Source organism: Streptosporangium sp. NPDC048886 (genome assembly GCF_055586905.1).
Genome location: NZ_JBVJHH010000041.1, coordinates 9775 through 33067, shown reverse-complemented (window position 1 = coordinate 33067; position 23293 = coordinate 9775). Strand labels below are relative to the sequence as shown.

22 protein-coding genes and 1 pseudogene are annotated in these 23293 nt (G+C 71.5%); 16 read left to right on the top strand and 7 right to left on the bottom strand.

All coding sequences use genetic code 11. The features are described from left to right. Positions 1-74: 74 nt before the first annotated feature. Positions 75-665: a TetR/AcrR family transcriptional regulator gene (locus tag ACZ6R6_RS38030; protein ID WP_470101772.1), complete on the bottom strand. Its 591-nt coding sequence runs from the start codon at positions 663-665 to the stop codon at positions 75-77. Positions 666-803: 138 nt separating this feature from the next. On the opposite strand from ACZ6R6_RS38030, the gene ACZ6R6_RS38025 reads away from it, so the two are divergent. After that, positions 804-2225: an MFS transporter gene (locus tag ACZ6R6_RS38025; RefSeq protein ID WP_470101769.1), complete on the top strand. Its 1422-nt coding sequence runs from the start codon at positions 804-806 to the stop codon at positions 2223-2225. A gap of 132 nt (positions 2226-2357) precedes the next feature. Then, on the top strand, positions 2358-3287 hold the full coding sequence (locus tag ACZ6R6_RS38020; protein WP_470101768.1) for an SDR family NAD(P)-dependent oxidoreductase: 930 nt from the start codon (positions 2358-2360) through the stop codon (positions 3285-3287). Between the two features lie 122 nt (positions 3288-3409). On the opposite strand, the gene ACZ6R6_RS38015 is transcribed toward ACZ6R6_RS38020, so the two are convergent. The 3 genes from ACZ6R6_RS38015 to ACZ6R6_RS38005 are packed head-to-tail and all read right to left on the bottom strand — an operon-like array spanning position 3410 to position 4969. Next, a complete protein-coding gene (locus ACZ6R6_RS38015) occupies positions 3410-4117 on the bottom strand; it encodes a B3/B4 domain-containing protein (RefSeq protein ID WP_470101766.1) in 708 nt (235 codons plus the stop codon). 29 nt (positions 4118-4146) lie between these two features. Further along, on the bottom strand, positions 4147-4758 hold the full coding sequence (locus ACZ6R6_RS38010; protein ID WP_470101764.1) for a LysE family translocator: 612 nt from the start codon (positions 4756-4758) through the stop codon (positions 4147-4149). A gap of 10 nt (positions 4759-4768) precedes the next feature. Further along, a complete protein-coding gene (locus ACZ6R6_RS38005; protein ID WP_470101762.1) occupies positions 4769-4969 on the bottom strand; it encodes a hypothetical protein in 201 nt (66 codons plus the stop codon). 67 nt (positions 4970-5036) lie between these two features. Here ACZ6R6_RS38005 and pdxR point away from each other — a divergent pair, with 67 nt between their 5' ends. Continuing rightward, positions 5037-6485: a MocR-like pyridoxine biosynthesis transcription factor PdxR gene (gene pdxR, locus ACZ6R6_RS38000; protein WP_470101760.1), complete on the top strand. Its 1449-nt coding sequence runs from the start codon at positions 5037-5039 to the stop codon at positions 6483-6485. On the opposite strand, the gene ACZ6R6_RS37995 is transcribed toward pdxR, so the two are convergent. Then, entirely contained in the window at positions 6410-6862 is a 453-nt protein-coding gene (locus ACZ6R6_RS37995) for a hypothetical protein (RefSeq protein WP_470101758.1), read from the bottom strand. The two genes, pdxR and ACZ6R6_RS37995, sit on opposite strands and share 76 nt — an antisense overlap. A 7-nt stretch (positions 6863-6869) precedes the next feature. Between ACZ6R6_RS37995 and ACZ6R6_RS37990 the strand changes: the two genes are divergently transcribed. The 4 genes from ACZ6R6_RS37990 (at position 6870) to ACZ6R6_RS37975 (ending at position 9384) form a co-directional block, all read left to right on the top strand. Next, a complete protein-coding gene (locus ACZ6R6_RS37990; RefSeq protein WP_470101840.1) occupies positions 6870-7481 on the top strand; it encodes a helix-turn-helix domain-containing protein in 612 nt (203 codons plus the stop codon). Position 7482: 1 nt separating this feature from the next. Beyond that, positions 7483-7650, top strand: coding sequence for a hypothetical protein (locus ACZ6R6_RS37985; RefSeq protein WP_470101756.1), 168 nt, complete (start codon positions 7483-7485; stop codon positions 7648-7650). A 190-nt stretch (positions 7651-7840) separates the two neighbouring features. Beyond that, the gene (locus ACZ6R6_RS37980; protein ID WP_470101755.1) at positions 7841-8677 is read left to right on the top strand and encodes an EamA family transporter; all 837 of its coding nucleotides are present in this window, start codon (positions 7841-7843) and stop codon (positions 8675-8677) included. A gap of 86 nt (positions 8678-8763) precedes the next feature. Next, the gene (locus ACZ6R6_RS37975; RefSeq protein ID WP_470101753.1) at positions 8764-9384 is read left to right on the top strand and encodes an FMN-binding negative transcriptional regulator; all 621 of its coding nucleotides are present in this window, start codon (positions 8764-8766) and stop codon (positions 9382-9384) included. Between the two features lie 182 nt (positions 9385-9566). Here the strand turns inward: ACZ6R6_RS37975 and ACZ6R6_RS37970 are convergent, their stop codons facing one another. After that, a complete protein-coding gene (locus ACZ6R6_RS37970; RefSeq protein ID WP_470101751.1) occupies positions 9567-10349 on the bottom strand; it encodes a hypothetical protein in 783 nt (260 codons plus the stop codon). 63 nt (positions 10350-10412) lie between these two features. Here ACZ6R6_RS37970 and ACZ6R6_RS37965 point away from each other — a divergent pair. The 9 genes and pseudogenes from ACZ6R6_RS37965 to ACZ6R6_RS37925 form a co-directional block, all read left to right on the top strand. Beyond that, positions 10413-10592: pseudogene (locus tag ACZ6R6_RS37965) on the top strand (TetR family transcriptional regulator C-terminal domain-containing protein); the annotation flags it as partial. A gap of 119 nt (positions 10593-10711) precedes the next feature. After that, positions 10712-10843 carry a YLP-box putative sorting motif-containing protein gene (locus ACZ6R6_RS37960; protein ID WP_470101843.1) on the top strand — a complete coding sequence of 44 codons (132 nt, stop codon included), beginning with the start codon at positions 10712-10714 and terminating at the stop codon, positions 10841-10843. 318 nt (positions 10844-11161) lie between these two features. Then, positions 11162-12547: a serine hydrolase domain-containing protein gene (locus ACZ6R6_RS37955; protein ID WP_470101749.1), complete on the top strand. Its 1386-nt coding sequence runs from the start codon at positions 11162-11164 to the stop codon at positions 12545-12547. A 135-nt stretch (positions 12548-12682) separates the two neighbouring features. Further along, entirely contained in the window at positions 12683-14749 is a 2067-nt protein-coding gene (locus ACZ6R6_RS37950; RefSeq protein WP_470101747.1) for a dipeptide ABC transporter ATP-binding protein, read from the top strand. Beyond that, positions 14746-15696: an ABC transporter permease gene (locus ACZ6R6_RS37945; RefSeq protein WP_470101744.1), complete on the top strand. Its 951-nt coding sequence runs from the start codon at positions 14746-14748 to the stop codon at positions 15694-15696. The genes ACZ6R6_RS37950 and ACZ6R6_RS37945 overlap by 4 nt, the downstream gene beginning before the upstream one ends. Beyond that, complete coding sequence (locus ACZ6R6_RS37940) at positions 15693-16568, top strand: ABC transporter permease (protein ID WP_470101742.1); 876 nt, start codon at positions 15693-15695, stop codon at positions 16566-16568. The genes ACZ6R6_RS37945 and ACZ6R6_RS37940 overlap by 4 nt, the downstream gene beginning before the upstream one ends. A gap of 47 nt (positions 16569-16615) precedes the next feature. After that, the gene (locus ACZ6R6_RS37935) at positions 16616-18466 is read left to right on the top strand and encodes an ABC transporter substrate-binding protein (protein WP_470101740.1); all 1851 of its coding nucleotides are present in this window, start codon (positions 16616-16618) and stop codon (positions 18464-18466) included. Further along, on the top strand, positions 18466-19545 hold the full coding sequence (locus tag ACZ6R6_RS37930) for an erythromycin esterase family protein (RefSeq protein ID WP_470101739.1): 1080 nt from the start codon (positions 18466-18468) through the stop codon (positions 19543-19545). Before ACZ6R6_RS37935 ends, ACZ6R6_RS37930 begins: the two co-directional genes overlap by 1 nt. Then, complete coding sequence (locus ACZ6R6_RS37925; protein WP_470101737.1) at positions 19542-21590, top strand: prolyl oligopeptidase family serine peptidase; 2049 nt, start codon at positions 19542-19544, stop codon at positions 21588-21590. The genes ACZ6R6_RS37930 and ACZ6R6_RS37925 overlap by 4 nt, the downstream gene beginning before the upstream one ends. Here the strand turns inward: ACZ6R6_RS37925 and ACZ6R6_RS37920 are convergent. Then, entirely contained in the window at positions 21568-23214 is a 1647-nt protein-coding gene (locus ACZ6R6_RS37920; RefSeq protein WP_470101735.1) for a PucR family transcriptional regulator, read from the bottom strand. The genes ACZ6R6_RS37925 and ACZ6R6_RS37920 overlap by 23 nt on opposite strands. Between the last annotated feature and the right edge of the window lie 79 nt (positions 23215-23293).

Here is a 23293-nt window from a genome sequence, read left to right as displayed (position 1 = left end):
CGAGGACACCGCCCGGATCCACCGCGTGCGCAAGCGCCGCGCTCCCCCGGAAGCGGCCGTCCGCGCGGGCCCGATCACGCTCCCCCGGACGGTCCGGGCCAGCCGGATTCGAGGAGGTCGAAGACGGCGTCCAGCGCGGCCCGGGGGTCGGGTTCCATGCCCGCGAGGTCGGGGACCTCCAGGACGTAGCGGGCCAGGGCGCGGACGGTCATGTCGGAGGGGTCGCGGCCGCTCTCGGCGGCGATCACTCCGGCCAGGGCTCCCTCGCCGGCCGTCCAGAGCTTGCGTGAGTAGTCCCGCAGGGCGGGCGTGCTCATGATCAGGTCATGTTTGCGCTGGAGTTCGGGCGCCAGTCGGGTGGCGAACGGTCCCCGGCCGGACATGAACCGGCGCAGGGCCGCCAGCACCGGCTGGCCGGGGGGCCGGTCGCGGACCGCGGCGACCAGGCCGTCGCGCCGTTCGGTGCCGTCGTCGAAGATCAGCGCTTCCTTGCCGTCCGGCACGTGCGCGAACAGGGTGGCGATGGAGACGTCGGCCGCGTCGGCGATCTGGGCCACGGTGACCCCGTCGTATCCGTGCGCGGAGAACAGCCGCAATGCCGCCTCTGCCAATGCCTGACGGGTCTGTGCTTTCTTGCGCTCGCGGCGCCCCATCGTCGTCGCCATGCTCCCATCCTATCCGGAACCCGTAACGCGTCTTGAACTATAGTGGTTATAGTTTCGGAGTCATTTCAGATTTGCTCCGTCCTGCCCGGAGGGGCGAGTCGACCACAGACCGTGTTCCTTCAGTAAGGAGGTGCCGCCATGGCAACCATGACAACGGCCCGTCCGACGGGCGCCCCCTCCACCCGGCGCATGTGGGCGATCCTGGGGCTGGTGCTGCTCGCCGACGCCCTCGACATGATCGACTCCACTGTCACCAACGTCGCCGCGCCCACCATCACCGCCGAGCTGCACGGCGGCGAGGGCTTGATCAAGTGGCTGGGGTCGGCCTACATGCTCGCGATGGGCGTCCTGCTCGTGGTCGGCGGCCGGCTTGGGGACAAGTACGGCCAGCGCACGATGTTCCTCACCGGCATGGCCGGTTTCACGATCGCCTCGGCGGTGGCGGGGCTCTCGCCCGACCCCGCGCTTCTGCTGGTCGCCCGCGGCGCGCAGGGCGCGTTCGGCGCGCTGATGATCCCGCAGGGCATGGCGATCATGACCAAGACGTTCTCCCGCGACATGCTCACCAAGGCGTTCGGGCTGTTCGGTCCCCTGCTCGGGGTCGCCTCGGTCGGCGGCCCGATCCTGGCCGGGTTCATCATCGACGCCGACCTGTTCGGCCTGTCCTGGCGGCCGATCTTCCTGATCAACCTCGTGCTCGGCGCGATCGGGCTCATCATGGCCGTCAAGCTGCTCCCCCGCGACGGCGGCGACCCGTCCGCCGTCGTGGACGGGCTGGGCTCCGGGCTGCTCGCCGCCACCATGTTCGGTCTGCTGTTCGGGCTGGTCGAAGGCTCGACCAGCGGCTGGACCGCCGTCCCCGTCCTGTCGGTCTTCCTCGGCCTGGTGTTCCTCGCCGCCTTCGCCCACCGTCAGAGCACCGCCGCCGACCCGCTGCTCAAGCCGTCCCTGCTGCGCAACCGCGGCTTCAGCTCCGGCCTGCTGGTCGGCCTGATCGTCTTCGCCGCCACCACCGGGCTGGTCTACGTGCTCTCCCTGTTCATGCAGGAAGGGCTGCGCGCCTCGGCGCGGGAGGCGTCCCTGGGCCTGCTGCCGCTGACCCTGGGCATCATCATCGCCGCGGGAGCGTGCATGGCGCTGATCAAGAAGCTGGGCCGCAACCTCATCTTCATCGGCCTGTCCGTCATCCTGGCCGGCTGCGGCTGGGCGCTCGTCCTGGTCGTCGGGTCCGGCACCGACCTCAGCCTGGCGGCCCTCGCCCCCGCCGTCTTCCTTACCGGCCTGGGGATGGGCGCCTGCTACGGCACGGTCTTCGATGTCGCCCTGGGCGACATCGACCCCGACGAGGCCGGAAGCGCCAGCGGCTCACTGTCGGCGGTCCAGCAGCTCGCGGCCGGAATCGGATCGGCGGCCGTCACCTCGGTCTTCTTCCAGTCCGCCGCCTCCGGCCTCGGCCACGCCATGAAGATCAGCCTCATCGTCGCCCTGGCCGGCACCGCCGTCACCGTCCCGGCCGTGATCCTGATGCCCAGGCGGGCGCCGGAAGAATCTCAGCACTGACGCCCCGGGCCGCGCCGGAAGCCGGCGTGGCCCCGTCCCCGACCGCTCCCCCGACGCGAACCGTCCCGACCACTCCCCCAACACAAAGGAGCCCGCCATGTCCTCCCTCCGCGCCCCAGTCGTGGTCCAGTCATGACGTGGGACGTCCGCCGACTGCCACCTGCCGAGGGCAAGAACTTCCTGGTCACCGGCGGCAACGCGGGTATCGGGTATTTCGTCGCCGAGCAGCTCGCCCGCACCGGGGCCACCGTCGTTCTCGGCAGCCGGGACACGGCGAGGGCCGCAGCCGCGATGGCCTCGATCCGTTCGCGCGTCCCCGGCGCGCACGTGCGCCATCTCCGGCTGGACCTCGCCGATCTGTCTTCGCTCAGAGCCTCCGTGGACGCGCTGGAGCTGGACGGTCTCGACGCGGTGGTCCACAACGCCGGTGTGATGCTCGACCGGCCGCCGCGTCGCGAGACCGAGGAGGGCAACGAGCTGATGTTCGGGACCAACCACCTCGGGCATTTCGCGCTGACCTGGTGGCTGGCGCCCCTGCTTTCGGCCGTCCGCGGAAGCCGTGTCGTCACCACCGGCAGCTTCACGGGCAAGTCCGTGGACCTGGACCTCGACGATCTCCAGAGCACACGTGACTACCGGCCGAAGCGTGCCTACGCCCGGTCGAAACTGGCGCAGATGCTCTTCGGCCTCGAACTCGACCGCCGCCTGCGTGCCGCCGGCGGCGCCACACTGAGCGTGGTGACCCACCCCGGCGGCGCGATCGACTCCCTCACCCCCTCGCGTCCGCCGGTGCGTGTCCGGACCGTCGGCGAACGGCTGCGCGGCCTGCCTGCCGGCGTTCTCCTCCAGGGCAAGGAGGCCGCCGCGTGGCCCGCCGTCCGGGCGATCCTCGACCCGTCCGTCCGCGGCGGCGGGCTCTGGGGACCCCGGGTGTTCGGGATCCGCGGCGCGCCCAGGCTCGAACCCGTCCGAGGTCGCCTGGCCGACACCGAGCTCGCGGCGCGGCTGTGGGCCGCCAGCTGTAACCTGACCGGCGTCGATCCCGGCTCCGCCCCCTGGTAAGGGGCGCGAGGCCGGCACCCGGACCGGCGCGACCACGCGACCCGCGTGGTCGCGCCGGTGGTTCCGCTGGTCATGTGCATGGGTCTCTCCGTGGAGCTGGGGCCCGCGGGCACCGGCCGGGCTCAGGACGTGGCGGTCGAGAACTCGAACCGCGGCGAGGACCGGCTCAGCACCGCGCTCTCCGGCACGGCCCTCCAGATGCCGTTCAGCTCGTCCGCGAGCACAGAGGTGAGTTCCCGGACGTCCGCGACCGCCGAACCGTGCATCGCCTCCGCGATGATCAAGACCGTGGTCGTCGTGTCCCGGACGGCCGAGTAGCCACTCTGCCGGTTCGTCCACCGCCGGGCATGGGCCCGCCCGGCGGCGTCGGCGAAGATCACTTCGCGCGCGTCGGGGTTCTCCGTCTCACCCGAGAAGGTCAGATAGCTCTCCTCCCCGCTCGCGTGCCGGACTTCGAGGCTCCCGGCGATCCTGGTGACGTCGAAGACGCCCACCGGGATCGCGAATGCGAGCGAGACCGCGTTGCACAGGTCGATCAGGGGGTGGATCCGCGGGAGGACCCGCTCCTTCTTGAAGCGCCGCAGCAGCGACTCCGAGGCACATCGATACTGGGTGGGTTTGAGGCCCATCCTGGAGAAGGCCCGTCGCCACGCCTGGATCTCGGGGAACTCGCTCTCCGGGCCCGCGGCGAGTCGCGCTCCGGCGACGGCGCCGAACTCGGCGATCCGAGGGCCGGCGGAAGCCTCCCCGGTGATGCCCGTGGCGGAGACGACACCGGCGACGAGCTCCGGATACTCCGCCCAGATCTCACCCGAATGCTGGAAGTACATGAGGTTGAGCCCCTTGTCACGGACTGGATCTACTGATCGGCGAAGGCGAGTCTGGCGCCGAGCGCGACGAAGGAGCCGGCGAAGACCCGGCCCATCCAGATCATCACCCGGGGCCGGGCGGTCACGTGCTCCCGCACCGAGGCGGCGAAGATGCCGTAGGCGGCGAAGACGACGAACGTGATCAGCATGAAGACGGCGCTCAGCTCCACCATCCGCAGCGGGGAGCTCGGCTCGCCGGTGCTCACGAACTGCGGCAGGAACGCGAGGAAGAAGACGGTCAGCTTCGGGTTGAGGACGTTGATCAGGATGCCGGAGAGGATCACCCTCGCCGCCGGGCGGGGGACGGCCTCCTGCTCCACGACGGCTGCGCCCTTGTCCTTGAGCGTGGCCCACGCCATGTAGAGGAGATAGGCCACGCCCAGATATTTCAGGACCTGGAACGCCGGCGCGCTCGTCCGCAGCAGGGCCGCGAGACCGGTGACCGTCGCCACCGCGTGCGGAACGATGCCGAGGGTGCATCCGAGCGCGGCGACCACGCTTGCGCGGCGGCCTCGGGAGAGGCCGGCCGACAGCGTGTAGACGACGCCGGTGCCAGGTGTGGCGACCACGACGAGCGTGGTCACCAGGAACGCGATGCTCACGGTGGGTCTCCTAACCGCGCGGGCCGGACACGCCGGCGCGGTGGGGCAGGCCGCCGCAGGGCCGTTCCGCCGCCGCCCCTGTGGCCTGGGCCCGGGTCAGGAGGTCCGCGTAGAAGCCGGCCGCGAGCGGCCGCGTGCCCGCGCCACAGAACGGGCCGCGGAACGGGCCGCGGAACGGGCCGCGGGCGGGAAAGGTTTCGAATCTGTCCACGCCCTCATCCTGCTGCCACAATGGCCTTATGAGTAGGGCCAAAACAAGCCCAGATGACCGGTCCATAATGTCCGGGTCCGACTTCCTGCAGCTGAACATCGGCGACGCGCCGGCCGGCGGCCGCTCCGACTGGCTGGCCGCGCAGCTACGGCTCGCGATATCGGACGGCCGCCTGCCGGTGGGCAGCAGGCTGCCGGCCACCCGGGTGCTGGCCGGCGAGCTACGGGTGTCCCGTGGCGTCGTCACCGAGGCGTACCAGCGCCTGAACGAAGACGGGCACGTCACCGGGCGCAGGCGGGGCGGGACGATCGTCGTCGCCGCTCCGGCGGCGCCGGGGGCCGTGCCGCCGTCCGCGCCCGCCGGTCCGCCGCCGACGGGGGCGGTGTTCACCACCGCGCCCGGCCCGGACGTCTTCGACTCGTTGCGGGCGGCTCCGGCCCGGATCGACCTGTCGCCGGGGGTGCCCGACCTGGCCGCCTTCCCGCGGGCGGCGTGGCTGCGCGCCGAACGCTCGGTGCTCGGCGGCCTCTCGCCCTCCGACTTCGGATACGGAGATCCCCGCGGGACGGCCGCGCTGCGTCTGGCCGTCGCGAACTGGCTGGCCCGTAACCGCGGGATCAGGGTGGATCCGGGCGAGGTGCTCGTCGTCGCCGGCGTCGCCCAGGCGCTCGGACTGCTCGCGCAGGTGCTCCGTCATGACGGGATCTCCCAGGTGGCGGTGGAGGATCCCGGCTCGCTCGGAGCCCGCCAGCATCTGCGCAACTGGCAGCTGGACACCCCGCCGATCCCGGTCGACTCCGAAGGGGTCCGTGTCGACGAGCTGCGCGCCCAGGGTGCCCCGGCCGTCCTGCTGACACCGGCGCACCAGTTCCCGACCGGGGTGGTGCTCGGTGGCGAGAGGCGTCGCGAGCTGATGCGCTGGGCCGACGACGGCGGCCTGATCGTCGAGGACGACTACGACGCCGAGCACCGCTACGACCGGCCCGCCGTCCCCGCCCTGCGGTCGATGCTCGCCCACCGCGTCTGCTACGCCGGGAGCGTCTCCAAGCTCCTCGCCCCCGCGCTGAGAGTGGGGTGGATGCTCGCGCCGGCGAAATACCACGACGCCCTCGTGGCCGCCAAGCGCTACGCCGATCTCGGCAACGCCGTACTGCCGCAGCTGGTCCTGGCGGAGCTGATGGGTTCGGGCGAGATGGAGCGCCAGCTACGTTTCCTCCGCAGGCGTCACCGCCGCCGCCGGGACGCGATGATCGATGCGATCAGGAGCCACCTCCCGGGCGCAGTCGTGCACGGCGCCGCGGCGGGCCTGCACCTGATGATCACTTTTGCGGCCGGGTTCGCCGATGTCGACCTCGCCGCCGCGTCGCTCGCGCGGGGGGTGAAGGCGCAGCCGCTGTCGTGGCATCGCCAGCGGCCGGATCAGCCGGGGCTCGTCCTGGGCTACGCCGCGAGCACGCCGGCCGACATCGCCGAAGGCGTGGCGACCATCGGCGACGTCCTGCGGGGGCTGTCGTGACCGCGGGGGCGCCGGACGGCCCGCGCCCCGGCTGCCCGCTCCGGCCGGGGCCCGCCGCCCGGCCGCTGACGCACGCCGCAGAGCACCCGGTCGATCAGGTCGCCGGCCGCCTTCTCCTGGCGCAGTGAGCGCTCGTCGCCGAACTGCGTGGACATCGAGATCACGACGCTGCGCCGGCCGTCGGCGGTGACGCCCGTCCTGGTCTTGTGGCCGTAGTCGTCACCGCCGTGGTGCCGGTAGCGGCCGCCGCGGGCCCGCGGCTCGGCGACTCCCCGCCGCCGCCAGAGGCCGTGAACCGGGCGGAACGGCTCCGCCCCACCATACGGTACATTGAAATGACCGAACAGTGCATTAGACTGACCGACGGGAGGTGGCACGGTGACCATGGCGGATGCGGCGCTGCAGGCGGTGGCGCGCAACGTGCGGGAGGCGCGGACGCGGGCGGGGCTGTCCCTGGAGCAGCTGAGCGCGCGCGCCCAGGTGAGCAAGGGCGCACTGGTGGCCCTGGAGAAGGCCCAGGGCAATCCCAACCTGGCCACGCTGGTGCGGCTGGCCGACGCGCTCGGCCTGCCGATGTCGGCGCTGGTGCAGGGATCTTCCGCCGGCAGCGTGCAGATCGTCGAGGCCGCGCAGGTGACCCCGCTGTGGACCGGCGAGCACGGTGGGCAGGCGCGGCTGATGCTGACCGTGCCGGGCCCGGCGCCCATGGAGGTGTGGCGGTGGCGCCTGCACCCGGGCGAGACCTATCCCAGCCACCCGCACCCGGCCGGGGTCCTGGAGACCGTCAGCGCCGTCGACGGAGAGATGGTCCTGGTGGTCGACGGCACCGAGCACACCCTGGCGGCCGGGGCGACCGCCGCGTTCGCCGCCGACGTCCCCCACGCCTACCGGGGGGCCGGCACCGGGCCGTGCGAACTGGTCATGACGGTCACCCTGCCCGCCATCACCCGCGCGGCCGGCGCTCCGGCACGGAGCCCGGCACCCGGCGGGGAATGAGATGAGACTCGGAGAGCCGACCCGGCACGCCGGCGACGCGCCGTCCCCGCCGGAGCGCCCGGGGCCCCACCCGCTGGAGCGCCCCGACGCCGACGGGGCGCCGGCGACGACGCCGCGCGCCATCACCCCGGACGTGCGGGTCGAGCAGCTCCCGATCCGCGCGTCCTGACGGCGCGCGGCCCGGTCAGGCCCTGCGGCCGCGCCGTCCCCCGAGCCGGTGCCGGGCCGCGGCACTCCACCTTCCGACCTGCCCCTACTCCCCCGCCGCCCGCCTTCCGTGCGCGGCGGTCGCTCCACCACACCCTCTGCGGTCATTCCAATGGACCGCTTGGTCGCTTCACTGATATCGGAGGTATGCCGTGCTCGCGCTGGTCCTGGCCCTGGGCAGTTCCCTGGCCTACGGCTGTGCGGACTTCCTGGGGGGCATGGGGGCCCGCCGGGCCCACGTCCTGCGCACCGTGATGATCGCGGCCCCCGCCAGTCTCGTCGTTGAGCTGGCACTGTGGCCCTTCCTGGGCGCCTCCTGGTCGGCGCAGGCCGTCGGATGGGGCGCGCTGTCGGGTGTGGCCTCGGCCGCGGCCTTCGCCCTGCTCTACCGCACCCTGGCCGTCGGCCCCATGAACATCCTGTCGCCGATGACCGCACTGGTCTCCGCGCTGCTACCGGTCGCCATCGGCCTGGCCCAGGGCGAGCACCTGAGCGGACCGGCCATCGCCGGCATCCCGCTGGCCCTGGCCGCGGTCGTCCTGGTCAGCGCCGGACCCGGCACGCGCGCCGCCCGCCCCTCCCGGCCCGCGCTGCTCCTGGCCGTCGGTGCGGGCACCGCCATCGCCGTCCAGCTCATCTGCCTGGACCAGGCTCCCGCCGACAGCGGGCTGGCCCCGCTCATCACCGGCCGCGCGGTCTCCTCGGCCGTGACGATCGGCGCGGCCCTCGCCCTGCGCGGACGCCTGGGCCCCGACCGGCCCTCCCTGCCGCTGTCGGCCGGCGCCGGGGTGCTCGACTCCCTGGCCAACCTCGCCTTCCTGCTGGCCGCGCGTAACGGCGACCTGGCCGTCGTCGCCGTCATCACCGCCCTGTACCCCGCGGGCACCATCCTGCTGGCCCGCGCCGTACTGTCCGAACGCGTCCACCGCGGCCAGCTCGCCGGACTGGGCACCGCGGCCCTCGCCGTCGGCCTGCTGGCCCTGAGCTGACCCCCACCCCGCGGGCCGGGCACGACCGCCCCGCCCCGGCCTCCGACCGATGACCCGCCACCGAGACCGGAAGATAGGGTTTTCGCATGTACGTCCCGCATTTCAACGCCATGGACGACCTCGACGAGGTCCGCGCGCTGGTCACCTCGGTCGGATCGGCCGAGCTCATCACCGTGGGGGACGACGGATACCCGCTGGCCACCCTGCTGCCGGTGATCTGGGACGGGGACCGGCTCGTCTTCCACATGGCCCGCGCCAATCCGCACTGGAGGTCCGTCCAGGCCCACGCTCCCGCGCTCGCCGTGGTCACCGGCCCCCAGGCCTACGTCTCCGCCGCCTGGTACGCCTCCAAGGCCGAGCACGGCCGGACCGTGCCCACCTGGAACTACTCCGCGGTGCACTTCACCGGCCGCCTGCGGGTCCACCAGGACGCCGACTGGCTCCTGGAGGCCGTCACACGACTCACCGACCAGCACGAACAGCGCCGCGACCGGCCATGGGCGGTCGGCGACGCCCCCGAGCAGTACATCGACGGGCAGCTGCGGGCCATCGTCGGCATCGAGTTCACCATCGAGAGGATCGAGGGCAAGGCCAAGCTCAGCCAGAACAGATCCGATGCCGACCACGCCGGGGTCATCGAAGGACTGCGTCGCGAGGGCGGCGGCCGCGAGCACCAGGTCGCCGACTCCATGGCCGGGCTGCGGTGACCTCCAGGCCCCGCGGGCCGCGCCCGCACCCCGGCCCGGCGGACCGGCCGCTACGGCCGGATCTCCCCGGACACCGGCCCGCCGCACCGGCCGCCGTGTCGGCAGCGGATCGCCGGCCGGGGCGCACGAGGGCCACGGCCCACCCCGTACGGATTCCGCTGTCGCGGTGCTCCCGGTAGTGGTCAGTGCTCCCGGTAGTGGTCGGCGAGGGCGGTGAAGGCGGCCTTGGGCTCCCACGGCATGTCGGGGTAGGTGACCCCGAGGCGGTCCTCGTAGACCTTGACGATGCCGTAGCTGGCCAGGTCCAGGTCCTCGCGGGGGGCGCCGTCGGGGCGGTGCGGGTGGTCGTACAGCGCGAAGGTGAACACGAAGGCGCTGTCGACGCCTCCGGCTTCGAACGCCTCCAGCAGCTCGCGCAGATACGCGGCCTGACCGGCCTCGTCGCGGGCGTACTCACCGTTCAACCGGACAGGCGCACGGGTCTCCTTGTCATACTCGACGATCTCCAGACCGTGGGCGCCCCTGTCGCCCGCGCCCCGGTAGCCGGCCGCGCCGAACTCGGTGATCGCGACCGGCTTTCCCTGCGCGACGAGGTCTCGGACGCCTCCGGCGAAGCGGTCGGCTGTCTCGGCCGACCGGTAGAGATCCACTGACATGATGTCGAAGGGCGCCCAGTCGACGCGCTCAAGCGGCACGGAGGCGTAGGTCACCTTGCCGCCGAAGTGCTCACGGACGAGTGCCACGGCCCTGCCGAGGAAGTCGTTGACACGGGCGCTGATCTCGCCGATCTGCTCGCGCACGCCATGCGGCCGGCTCAGCCACTCGACCCGCTCGTCGGTGCTGTCACCGGGCAGGAATCCCTTGTTCATCAGGCTGAGCTCGGCGCCGGTGACGAACACGACCTCGGCTCCCTTCCGCCTGAGCCGCTCCGCGCGCACCGCGCAGTCGGCGAACAGCGACAGCATCTCGTCGGCGGTCAGCTCCAGCGGGTAGGGAGAGAACCAGACCTCGAGGCCGAGGTCGGCGGCGTGCTCGCGCTCGGCGTCGCCGCCTATCGGCAGCTGGCCACGGCGGTCCGGCCCCCCGACACCGGCGATCTGCGGGGCGAGGTCCTGGAGCTGTTACGCCGGGCGAACCGCCACTGGAGCTCCCCGCTCGGCTCGGTCCTGCGCGAGTTGCTGTCCGCGGCCGGCGGCGCGTCGGAGCTCCTGGCGCAGCTGTCAGAACAGTCCGGGGACGCCGCGGCCGCCCCCTGGTTGACCGTCCTGGGCGCGCGGTCGCACGCGGTGAGGCGTCCCCCGAAGCGCTCCATCCACGGGTCGCCACCGTGGCCGTCGTCCTGCTGCGCAACGAGTTCGTCGTGCACGGGGTCCCTACCGCACCCGACGACGTCCTCGTCGAGATCGTCGACGAGGTGTACCTACCACTGGTGCGCCGGCGCGGTCCGGCCCCGAGCTGACCCTCCGCCGACGCGCCAAGTTCGAAGCACAACAACGGATCCGCGCCGAACAAGCCGCCTCAACCTGGCAGGACCGCCATGCCGTCCGCGCCGGTGTCGAGGGCACCGTCGCCCAAGGTTCCCGCCACTGCGACCTCCACCGAGCCCGCTGCCCCGGTCCGCCGATGTCGATGATCACCACGCACCGCGCCCCGACCTCGCAGCCCGCAGGACTTGGCCGAGCCCACGAACCAGCGTGCCGCTCGCAGTGGAAACGAACAAACAGCACGATTCCCGCCAACTCTATCCTCGTCCGAAGTCGAGCCAGGAGGGATGTCAGTGTCGAAGCTGGATGAGGTCGGTGCGTGGTTGCAACGCCGGTTGCCTGACCTGCTCACCGAGAACCAGGTGCCCGGAGCAACCGTGGCGGTCTGCGCCGGCGATGAGACGGTCGAGGCCGCGGCGGGGATGCTGAGCACGGTTACCGGCGTCGAGGCCACGGTCGACGCCCTCTTCCAGATCGGCTCGATCACCAAGGTGTTGACGGCGACGCTGGCCATGCAGCTGGTCGACGAGGGGAAGCTGGACCTCGACGCTCCGGTGCGGGCCTATCTCCCCGAGTTCCGGATCGCCGACGAGCGGGCAGCGGAGCGGATCACCGTGCGGCAGCTGATGTGTCATGTCGCGGGTTTCGAGGGCGACATCTTCACCGACACCGGCAAGGGCGACGACTGCCTCGAGAAGTATCTGGGCACTCTGCACCAGGTGCCGCAGCTGTTCGAGCCCGGCGAGATGTTCTCGTACAACAACGCCGGCTACTGCGTGCTGGGCCGGATCGTCGAGGTCGTCCGGGGACAGCCGTTCGACATCTGCATGAGGACGCACCTGTTCTCGCCCCTGGGCCTGACCCACGCCGCGAACGATCCGTACGAGGCGATCGTCCACCGCACGGCGGTGGGACACATCGAGCGGACGCCGGGTGGCCCGCTTGAGCCGACCCGGGTCTGGGCGTTGGCCCGCTCGAACGCGCCGGCCGGGTCGATGCTGGCGATGCGCCCTCGCGACCTGCTGGCCTTCACCCGCATGCACCTCGCCGGCGGCCTGGGGCCGGACGGCACCCCCGTCCTGAGCCGGGCGGGCGTCAGGGCCATGCAGCGGCCACAGGTCACGCTGCCCGACATCGACCAGGGCACCGCCTGGGGCTTGGGGTGGGAGCTCTTCGACCTTCCGGGCGGCCCGGTCTTCGGCCACGACGGCAACACCATCGGCCAGTCGGCGTTCCTGCGCGCGGTGCCGGGGCGCGACGTGGCGGTGGCGATCGTCACCAACGGCGGCTCGCCGCGGCGGGTGCACGCCGAGATCGCGGGCCGCGTGCTCCACGAGCTCGCCGGTGTCGAACTGCCCGGGGAGCCGGTGCCCGATCCGGCCGCGCCTCCGGTGGACGCGTTCCGGTATGCCGGCACGTACATGTCGAGCACGTGTGAGACCGCGGTGAGCCAGGACGGGCAGGGGCGGCTGTGGTTGGAGCGCATCCCCATCGGAATCACCGCCGAGCTGGACGAAGTGCCGTATCGGACGGAGTTGGTCGCCTGGCGCGGCGATACGTTCCTGCCGGTCGAACCCGAACGTGGCGCTCGCGCGCCGCTCGCGTTTCTGGGTGACGACGGAGAGGGACGCGCGGTGTATCTGCACACCGGGCGAGCCGACAGGCGGGTGAACCTGTGAACGACCCGGCGCCGTCACCCGTGGCGATCAGTTCGTCCGGCCGGACGAACGCCGGCGTGAAGGTTCGATGAACGCAACGAACACCACCGGGGGCTCGCGTCCCACTATCGTCGGGTGGATTTGGAGAGTACCGCCGTGAGCACGACCGATGGTTCCGAGAACGCGCGCGGGCCCGCGGACACCGATCGTGTGCTGAGCATCCGCGACCTGTCGGTCGAGATCCGGTGCGGCGAAAGGGTCGTCCGCCCCGTCTCGGACGTCAGCCTCGTGCTGAACCGCGGCGAGACCCTGGGCATCGTCGGTGAGACCGGATCCGGCAAGTCCATGACCGGTCTCGCGATCATGGGCATGCTGCCGGCCGGCGGCCGGGTGACCGGCGGATCGATCGTCTTGGGCGGCAAGGAACTCGTCGGGCTTCCCGCGGCGCGGTACCGGGCCGTCCGCGGCAACGACGTCGCGATGGTGTTCCAGGACTCGATGACGGCGTTGAACCCGACCCGGCGGATCGGTGATCAGGTCGCCGAACCGGTGCGGCTGCACCATGGCGCGTCGAAGCGGGCCGCGCGCCGGAGCGCCGAGGAGATGCTCGCCCTGGTCGGGCTGCCGCGGCCGGCCGAGCGGCTGGACGACTATCCGCACCAGCTCTCGGGCGGCATGCGGCAACGCGTGATGATCGCGATGGCGCTGGTGTGCGAGCCGCGGGTCGTCATCGCCGACGAGCCGACCACGGCGCTCGATGTCACGATCCAGGCGGAGATCCTCGAGCTTCTCGATGACCTCAGGTCCCGGCTGGGCATGTCGATGATCCTCATCACGCACGACATGGGGGTGATCGCCCGGCATGCCGACCGCGTCGGAGTGATGTACGGCGGACGCGTGGCCGAGACCGCCCCGACGCCTGTGCTCTTCAGCCGGACGCGGCACCGCTACACGCACGCGCTGCTGTCGTCGATCCCTTCGCTCACCCACGACAGGCGTGAGGAGCTCTTCAGCATCTCGGGCGCGCCGCCGGACCTGACCGTGGCTCAGGTGGGCTGTCCTTTCGCGCCGCGCTGTGACGCCGCGACGGATCGCTGCCGCGAGGAGCGGCCGGCACCGTCGGTGGCGGAGGACGGCCATGCCTATGCGTGCCGGCATCCGGTCTCCGGTCCGACGGCCAGGGTCCGCTCACGGTTCGCCACCCCGCCGGCGGTCCTCCCCGAGCAGGGAGCGGTGCCGCGGTTGCGCGTCGTCGACCTCAGACGCGAGTACCCGGCGGGCGGTGCGGGGTTCTTCGGCGGGCGCCGAACCGTGAAGGCGGTGTCCGGCGTGAGCTTCGAGGTGGCGGCCGGTGAGACGTTCGGGCTCGTCGGGGAGTCGGGCTGCGGCAAGTCCTCCCTGGGCAGGATGCTCGTGGCCCTGGACCGGCCCACCTCCGGTGAGGTGATCTTCGACGGCGAGTCGGTCACCCGGATGAGCGCACGTGCGTTCGGGCCGCGCCGTACCCAGCTGCAGATGATGTTCCAGGACTCGAACGCCTCCCTCGACCCCCGGATGCGCATCGGCACGATCCTGCGTGAGCCCCTGGCGATCCAGGGCGTCGGAAGTCGCGCCCAGCGGACCGTTCGTGCTCGCGAGTTGCTGCACGACGTGGGTCTGCCCGCGAGCGTCATGGAGCGCTATCCCTACGAGCTCTCGGGGGGGCAGCGCCAGCGGGTGGGCCTGGCCCGCGCGCTCGCCCTGGACCCGAAGGTGCTGGTCGCCGACGAGCCGGTCAGCGCGCTGGACGTCTCCATCCGCTCCCAGGTGCTCAACCTGATGCGCCGCATCCAGCTTGAGCACGGGCTCAGCAGTGTGGTGATCTCACACGACCTCGCGGTCGTGCGGTACCTGGCCGACCGGGTCGGCGTCATGTACCTGGGCAAGCTTGTCGAGGTCGGCACGGCCGAGGAGGTGTACGGCGCCGCCGCCCACCCCTACACCGCGGGGCTGCTCGCGGCGGTCCCGGACGCGGACCCGGAGGCGCGACGGCCGGAGGGGACCGCGAGGATGCGCGGCGAGCCACCGAGCCCCATCGATCCGCCCAGCGGCTGCCGGTTCCGCACCCGGTGCGCGCTGGCAACCGATCGGTGCGCCGAGACGGAGCCTCCCTTGCAGGCGGTCACCGGCACCCACCAGGTCGCCTGCCACCACCCGTTGCGGAGAGGGGACTCGCACTCATGACTTGGTACGTGGTCCGACGCCTGGCGATCTCCTTCCTCGTCCTGCTCGGGATCTCCGCGGTGGTCTTCTTCCTGCTGCACCTGGTTTCGGACAGTCCGGGGCGCGTCGTCCTGGGCCAGCGCGCCTCGCCCGAGGCGGTGGCGGACTTCAACCGCCAGCACGGGTTCGACCGCCCGGTCGTCGTGCAGTACGTCAGCTATCTCGGCCAACTCGCGCAAGGCGACCTGGGCAGGTCGTACAAGCTGAACGAGGATGTGGGGACCCTGCTGCGGCAGAACGCCGGCCGCAGCGCGATGCTCTCGCTGGCCGGACTGGTCCTGGCGCTGGTGATCGCCGTCCCGCTCGGCATCCTGCAGGCGGTCAAACGCAACCGCCTCGTCGACCGGGTCGCCACGGCGGCGTCCTACGTCCTCTACGCGACGCCGTCGTTCCTGCTCGGTCTGATACTGATCGCCGTCTTCAGCCAGAGCCTGCCCGTCTTCCCGGCCGAGGCCTCCCAGTCGCACTCCCCCTGGGTGGTCCTCACCGATCCACGGGCGATGGCGCTCCCCGTCATCACGCTGGCGGTCACCAGCGTCGCGATCTTCGCCCAGTACCAGCGCTCCTCCGCCCTGGACCAGCTCGGTCAGGACTACATCAGGGTCGCGCGGGCCAAGGGGCTCCCGGAGCGACTGATCTTGACGCGCCACCTGCTGCGCAACGCCTGTCTGCCGCTGATCACACTGGTCGGCACGCTCGTCCCCACGCTCCTGGCGGGCAACCTGATCGTCGAGTCGCTCTTCAACTACCCCGGGCTGGGCCTGCTGTTCCTCAACAGCCTGCATCGCGAGGACTACCCGGTGCTCCTCGCCTACACCCTCATGGGCGGCGTCCTGACCGTGGCCGGCAACTTCGTCGCCGACCTCGCGGTCGCCGCCGCCGACCGCCGAATCGAGCTGAGAAAATGACCCCACACGCCGTGGACGCCGAGATCACGCCGGCGAGGAACCCGGTCTCGGCGCTGCGCCGGCTGCGACGGCATCCGCTCGGTCTCGCCGGCGGGCTGCTGCTGGTGCTCATCGCCGGGTTCTGCTTCCTCGGCCCGCTGTTCCACCCCACCAACCAGACCGACGTGGACCTGGTCAACGCGGCCCTGCCCCCCGGCCCCGGCCACCCGTTCGGGACGGACCCGAACGGGTTCGACGTGCTCGGGCGGCTGATGGCAGGCGGTCAGGTGTCCTTGCAGATCGGGCTCCTCGCCGCGCTCTTCGCGACCGCGATCGGCACCGTCTACGGCGCCGTCGCCGGACTGGCCGGGGGCGTGGTCGACGGGTTCCTGATGCGGCTGGTCGACGTCATGCTGTCGATCCCCTTCCTGTTCTTCGTCCTGATCCTGTCGGCTCGCTTCCACGCGAACACGCTGTCGCTGAGCCTGGTCATCGGCGGGTTCTCCTGGCTCCTGTCGGCCCGGCTGGTCCGCGGCGAGGTCCTGACGCTGCGGGTACGGGAGTTCGTGCTGGCCGCACGGGTGATGGGCGCGTCCCGCCGGCGGATCATCCTCACCCACCTGATCCCGAACGCGCTCGGTGTGATCATCGTCAACATCACCTTCCAGGTCGCCGACGCGGTCCTCGTCGTCGCCGCCCTGGGATTTCTGGGCTTCGGCATGACGTACCCCACCGCGGACTGGGGCGGTCAGCTCGCCGGCGGCGTCACCTACATCTCCGCCGACTATTGGTGGCTGATCTATCCCGTCGGCGGCTGCATCATCCTCACTGTGCTGGCGCTCAACCTGCTCGCGGACGCACTCCGCGACGCGGTCGGGCGACGGGCGGACTGAGCACCGTCTGCGCACCTTCGATTCACTTCACATGCAGGGAGCCATCAATGACGCACGTGTCCGGTAAGCAGCTCTCCGCGGCGCTCGCCGTGATCGCTGTGCTCGCTACGGCGTGCACCGGCGGCGGGGGCTCGACGAAGGACGTCGCCGGCAGCTACGCCACCCCGCCGAAGCAGACAGGCACTCCCAAGGACGGCGGGACCGCCACGGTCGCGTTGACCCCGGGACTCAGCCCCAACTACATCTACCCCTACCCGCCGGCGTCCGCCAACGGGACCGTCATCGCCCGCGGGCTGATGTGGCGCTCCCTCTACCGGCCCAGCGGAGAGGGCGACCAGATCACGGACGCCGAGCTGAGCCTGGCCGAGCAGCCCGCCTACAGCCCCGACCGCAAGACCGCGACCATCAAGATGAGGGACTACAAGTGGTCCAACGGCACTCCGGTCACGGCCGATGACGTCGTCTTCTCCCTCGCGCTGCTCAAGGCCGCGCTCGCGGATAGCCCGGCCAACTGGAGCTTCTACACCCCGGGCCAGTTCCCCGACGGAGTCACCGCAGAAGCCACCGCGCCGGACACGCTCACCCTCAAGCTGGAGACCGCGTACAACCCGTCATACCTGCTGTCCATGCTGACGCTGCTGTATGTGATGCCCTCCAAGGAGTGGAACATCGCTCGCTCCGGAGGGCCGCACCTGGACTACACGCAGCCGAAGCACGCGAAGGCGATCTACAAGTACCTCACGAAGGAGTCCGAGTCCCAGGTCACGTTCGCGAGCAACCCGCTCTGGCAGGTGGTCAACGGCCCGTACCGGCTCAAGAGCTTCGACTCGACGACCGGCTCGTTCTCTCTGGCCCCCAACGAGTCCTACAGCGGTCCGGGCGAGTCGCGGCTCGACCAGATCGACTTCAAGGCCTTCACCTCCGCCGCCGCGGTGCTCAACCAGTTCAAGGCCGGCAACCTGACCGTCGGCACTCTGGACTCCAGCTTCATCACCCAGATCGACGCGCTGAAGGCGAAGGGGTACAACGTCTACGGCGCGCCCGCGCCCGCCCGCTTCGACTCGCTGACCGTCAACTTCAAGAACACCGTCGACAACTTCGACAAGGTCATCGCGCAGGCGTACGTCCGGCAGGCCCTGCAGCGCCTGATCGACCAGCAGGGGTACATCGCCGGCAGGGGCATCTACAACGGCGCCGGTTCCCCGAACTACAGCACCGCGGGCAACGGCTCTCCCTACCCCCCCGAGTTCGGCGACAAGGCTCCCTATCCGTACGATCCCGCCGCCGCCGGGAAGCTGCTCACGGACAACGGCTGGAAGGTGGTGCCGAACGGCTCCACCACCTGCGAGCGCCCCGGCACCGGGCCGGGCGAGTGCGGCGCCGGCATCCCGCGGGGGCAGGCGATCAGCTTCACCCTGGCCTCCGCCAACACCCCTGCCTACGTCGGCGCCCGCGACGTCGCGTTCGCGTCGGCGGCCAAGAAGCTCGGCATCGAAGTCAAGATCGTGACCAAGGCGCTCAACTACATGTACGCCAATTACGGCAACACCTTCGCCCCCGCCACCAAGAACGAGTGGGCGATGCAGGACTTCGGGCCGCTGTATCTCGCGGCCGGGTATCCCAGCAGCAACACGGTGTTCAACACCGAGGGCAGCTTCAACCTGGGCAGCTACCAGAACGCCGAGGTGGACAAGTCGATCAACGCCTCGACGTTCGGAGCGGACGCGAAGGCCCTCTCGACCGAGGTGACCCGCCTCGCCGAGGACCTGCCCGTGCTCTTCTTCCCGACCCCTCACACCCTGGTGGTGTGGAAGGACACCTTGTCCGGTCCGCAGTCGTCGTTCAACGCCCTGCTCAGCTTCCTGTACACCCCGGAACTATGGTATTTCCACGACTAGTGCGCGACCTGGTCGGCGATGCGCGAGTGGTGGCCATCGGCGAGGGCGCGCACAACATCACCGAGTTCTACGAGCTCAGGGACCAGCTGTTCCGCATCCTCGTCCAGGAGCTCGGGTTCTCGGCCTTCGTGATGGAGTCCGGTTTCGCCGAGGGGCTGGCCGTCGACGCGTGGATCCATGGCGGGCCGGGGCAGGTCGAGAAGGTCGCCCGCGACGGCATCACCTACCGGTTCGGCGAGTGCGAGCCGATGCGGCGGCAGCTGCGCTGGATGCGCCGCCAGAAGGTCGGCTTCTACGGGATGGACCTTCCCGGCTCCTCCACCTCGCCCGGGCCCGCCGTACGGGCCATTCTCGACCGGATCCCGGGCGACGAGGAACTCCTGCGCCTGAGCGACCTGGGGGGCCGGACGGAGGCGGCAGTCCGCTATGCGGCCATGCCCGTCGCCGAACGCACCCGGCTGCTCGACGGTCTCCGCGCGCTGGTGGAGCGCGCGTCCCTGGCCGACGACGAGACCGTACGGCGGTGCGCGGCCTCGCTCCAGGCCTTCGTCGAGGAACTGGATCCGCCTTCGGCCGGGCCGTACCCGAGAGAGGTGTTCATGGCGGACACCGTGAAGTGGGTCCTGGAGCGAGAAGAGCGCATCGTCGTGAGCGCCCACAACGCGCACGTCCGGCGCACGCCGTTCCTGGACCGGCCGACGATGGGCGGCCTGCTCGCCTCCTCGCTGGGGGCCGGCCTCGTCGTCATCGGGATGACGTACGGCTCCGGTCCGGAGGTCCGGTTCACCCAGCGCTCCCCGCGCCCGTTCGACTGCGACGTCTCCCTGGAAGAGCGGAGCCTGCCGCCGAACTGCATCGAGTCGCGGCTGGACCGCATCGGCCGGCCCGTGGCCGTCGTGGACCTCCGCCGTGTGCCGGGCGACTTCTTCGACGGCATCGACGGCACGCTGGCCGGCGGCGGGATCGACCCCGTCGACGACTTCCCGGCGGCCTACGACGCGCTCATCCACATCCGCCACGTCACCCGCATCCCCGGCGCGTTCGAGCGCCTCCGCGCGGAGTTCGAGGAGTCACCATGACCTACCCGCCCACCCGGACCGTCGAGGCCTTCGAGGACGTCGCGGGCGTCCGCGTGCCGGATCCGTATCGGTGGCTGGAGGAGGAGACCCCCGAGGTACGGCGATGGCAGCGGCGGCAAGCCGATCTCGCCACCTCCGTCGTCTACGACGGGCAGGACCCGGAAGCCGTCCGAGACCTGATCCAGGCGTATGACAGCGGGTCCCGCCCGGCCCTGCCGAAATACGCGGCCGGCCGCTGGTTCCGCGCCGTCGGGTCCCTGATCGTCGTCGCCGACCAGCCGTACGGCCCCGGACGACCGGTGATCGACCTGGCCGGGTTCGGCAGCGAGCAGAACCCGGCGTTCCTGTCCTGGCTGGCGCCCGCGCCGGACGGCCGCGTCCTGGCCCTGGGCATCTGCACCGACGGCAGCGAGCACAACGCCATCCGGCTCATCGAGGTGGCCTCGGGGCGGGTGCTCGACGGCGCGCCCGAGCAGGTCCTGCACAGCGCGTGGGCCGGCGGTGTCTCGTGGCTGCCCGACAGCAGCGGCTTCTATTTCTTCGCCCTCACCGGCTCACCGCAGGAGTTCCGGCAAGCGGTGTTCCTCCACCGGCACGGCGACACCACCGTGGAACCCGTCCCGGTCGGCGAGGGTTCCCGGGAGTACACGCTCGTGCAGACGTCGCCGGGCAGCCGATGGGCCGTCGCCAGCCATCGGGTGGGCAGTCCGATCCCGGTCGCGGTCCGCGACCTGTCCGAGTCCGGTACGGCGTGGCGACCTTTCGTCACCGCATGCCCCGGAACGATCGCAGGCCACGTCGTCGGTGACCACTACATCGCCGTGACCGACGTCGGGGCTCCTCGCGGGCGAGTGGTCGCCATCCCGCTCGACGCGGCCGATCCCAACGACCCGGCGGGGTGGACCGAGCTCGTCCCCGAAGGCGACACGGTGCTGCGGTCCCTCACTCCGGTCGGTGAGCACCTGTATCTCAGCGAGTTCGACCAGACGTTCGCCAGGGTCCGGATCATCGACCGCTCGGGCGCCACCACCGGCGAGGTCCCCCTCCCCGGCCGCGGCGCGCTCGCCGCTCCCTTCTTCGCGCTGACCGCCCTGGCCGTCGGGACTCCCGCGGACGACTTCGTCTTCGCCTTCTCCACACTGACCAGCTCCTGGGGCGTCTACCGGCACCGCCCCGGCGACACGGAGATCGAGACGCTGTCGGCCCCGACGGTCACGCTCGACGCCGAGCTGGAAGCGGGGTGGGCCATCGCGTCTGACGGCGTCGCGGTGCCATACCACGTGGTGCGCCCGTCCGGGAGCGACCCGACGCGGGCGGCGCCGACACTGATCTCCGCGTACGGCGCGGCGAACGTGCCCCTCCTGCCCCAGTACCAGCCCGACCTGGCCGCCTTCGTCGCCGCCGGCGGCGTCCTCGTCCAGGCCTACCTGCGCGGGGGCGGTGAGTTCGGCCGGGACTGGTACTTGGCCGCGCACCGGGACAAGCGACACGTTCGTGACGCCGACCTCGTCGCGGTCGCCGAGCACCTCATCGCCAAGGGCCTCACGACCGCCGACCGGCTCGCGTTGACCGGCGGGTCCGACGGCGGCCTCATGTGCGGAGTCGCCGTCACCACACGGCCCGACCTGTGGCGTGCCGTACTCCCGCGAGAGCCTCTGCTGGATCTCATCGGCGGCACCCGCGACCCCTACCTCGACTTCGTCATCCGCAAGGCCTGGGCAGACCCGGACGATCCGGCGGAGGTCCGCCGGCTCCTCCGGCTGTCGCCGTACCAGCTGGTCAGCCCCGGCGTCTTCCCGGCGGTCTACATCCAGGCCGGGGCGGCCGACCCCCGGTGCCGTCCCTGGCACGCACGCAAGTTCGCCGCACGGATGCAGGCCGCCCAGAAGGGAGAGGCGCCGATCCTGCTGCACGTCTTCGACAACGCCGGCCACGGCGCGGCGACCACCCATGACATCGCGGTCACGCAGGACACCGAATGGTTGGCGTTCCTGGTCAGGACCCTCGGCCTGCGGGGCCGTCTCAACCGTCCGAGAACGACCTGATCGACATCAGGCGCAGTTGCAGCATGGCCGACAGGCGCGCGTCCGGGTCTTTGAGATCGATGCGGCCGACCTCGGCCGCGCGACGCAGCCGGTAGCGGAACGTGTTGGGGTGCACGTACATCGCGGCGGAAGCCACCACCACGTCGCCGAAAGCGTCGAGCCAGGCGCGCAGCGTCTCGACCAGACTGCTCTGCTGCTCCTTGTCATAGGCGGCGATGCGCGCGACGGAGCCGCTGGGGATGTCTCCGCGCGGCACGAGATCGGCGAGCTCGAGCAACAGCGCCTCGATGTGGACGTCGTCCAGGAGGGCCACCTGCTGCCCGCCGGCTCCGGACCGCAGGACGCGCAATGCCCGTTCGGCCCCCGAGCGCGATCGAGCGAGCGTCGAACTGTCCGTGGCGAGCTGCCCCACCCCGACCAGCGGGCGCAGACGGGACCCGACCCGGGCCAGGAACTCGGTGGCGATCCAGGCCGCACGTTCCTCGCCGTCCTGCCGGCTCTGCGGAAGCGGGAGGATGCCGTAGGCGACATCGCCGATCAGCGCCGCGGCGGCGCGCGGGTGCACGGCCGACAGGTGCATGGCGAACGCGTCGGCGAGCCGCTTGCGTTCGGTGGCGAGCTGCGCGGGGAGGGGATGCTCGGTCGGCGAGCCGACGACGGTGAGCGCGAGGACGACCGCGGGCTCGTCCTTCAGGCCGAGGCGGCGGACCGCCTCAAGCGACCCCGGTCCGCTCTCGAGGGCGGTGCTCAGCAGCTCCGCGCGCAGCCGTCGCTCCCTGTCCGAATCGGCACGCTGCCACACCATGTGCATCGCGACGAGCTTGGACGCCTCGTAGAGCGCTTCGCCGCGTTCCTCGCTCAGGGGCTCGGGAACGACCACCCAGATCGTGCCGAGGATCTCGTCCCCGGCGCGCACCGCGATCGCCGCGCGGGGCAGCTCGCCCGTCTCGGGCAGCGGCGCCACGAAAACGGGCCTGTCGCTGCGGTAGATCGCCTGGAACACCCCGCGCTCCTCCAGGATGCGGGTGTAGTGCTCCGGAACCTGCCGACCCAGGATCGTCTGGACCCGCGACGGGTCCGCCTCCTCCTGCCGGCTGGAGAAGGCCAGCAGCCGCGAGTTGCGGTCCTCGATGGTGACCGGCGCGTCGAGCAGCGCGGCGATGGCGTTGGCGACCGCGAAGAGATCACCGGACCGGATCCGGCCGAGCGTGTGGGCCTCGGCCTCGTCCAGGCCGCTCTCGGCCGTCAACGCCCGGAGCATCCCCGCCAGGTGCGTCCACGACGCACCGCGGGCGAACGCGAGGACCGCCACCCCCGATTCGCGTGCCGCCGTGACGAGCCGCTCATCGGGGACGACGGGCGCGCGGACCACCAGCCCGGCGGCATCGCGCTGCCCGAGCCGCTTCACGACCCGCGCGATGTCGGCAGGGTCGTGCAGGCCGACACCCATCACCAGCGCGTTGCTCGGCAGCTCCGGCTCGTCGAGCGGGTCGTAGATGACGACGCCGCCGATGTCGCCGGCCAGCTCGATGTCGCCGCAGACCACGTCGAGCAGCGTGGCGCCGAGTTCCTCCAGGACGCGTGCGAGGCTGGCTCGCGGGAGGCTGGTCACGGGGACAGACACGCGCCCGAAGCCAGCGCAGCGCGGGTGGGTCGTCGTTCGTTCCGCATGACGAAATGATGCCACTCCCGTCCGTCGAACG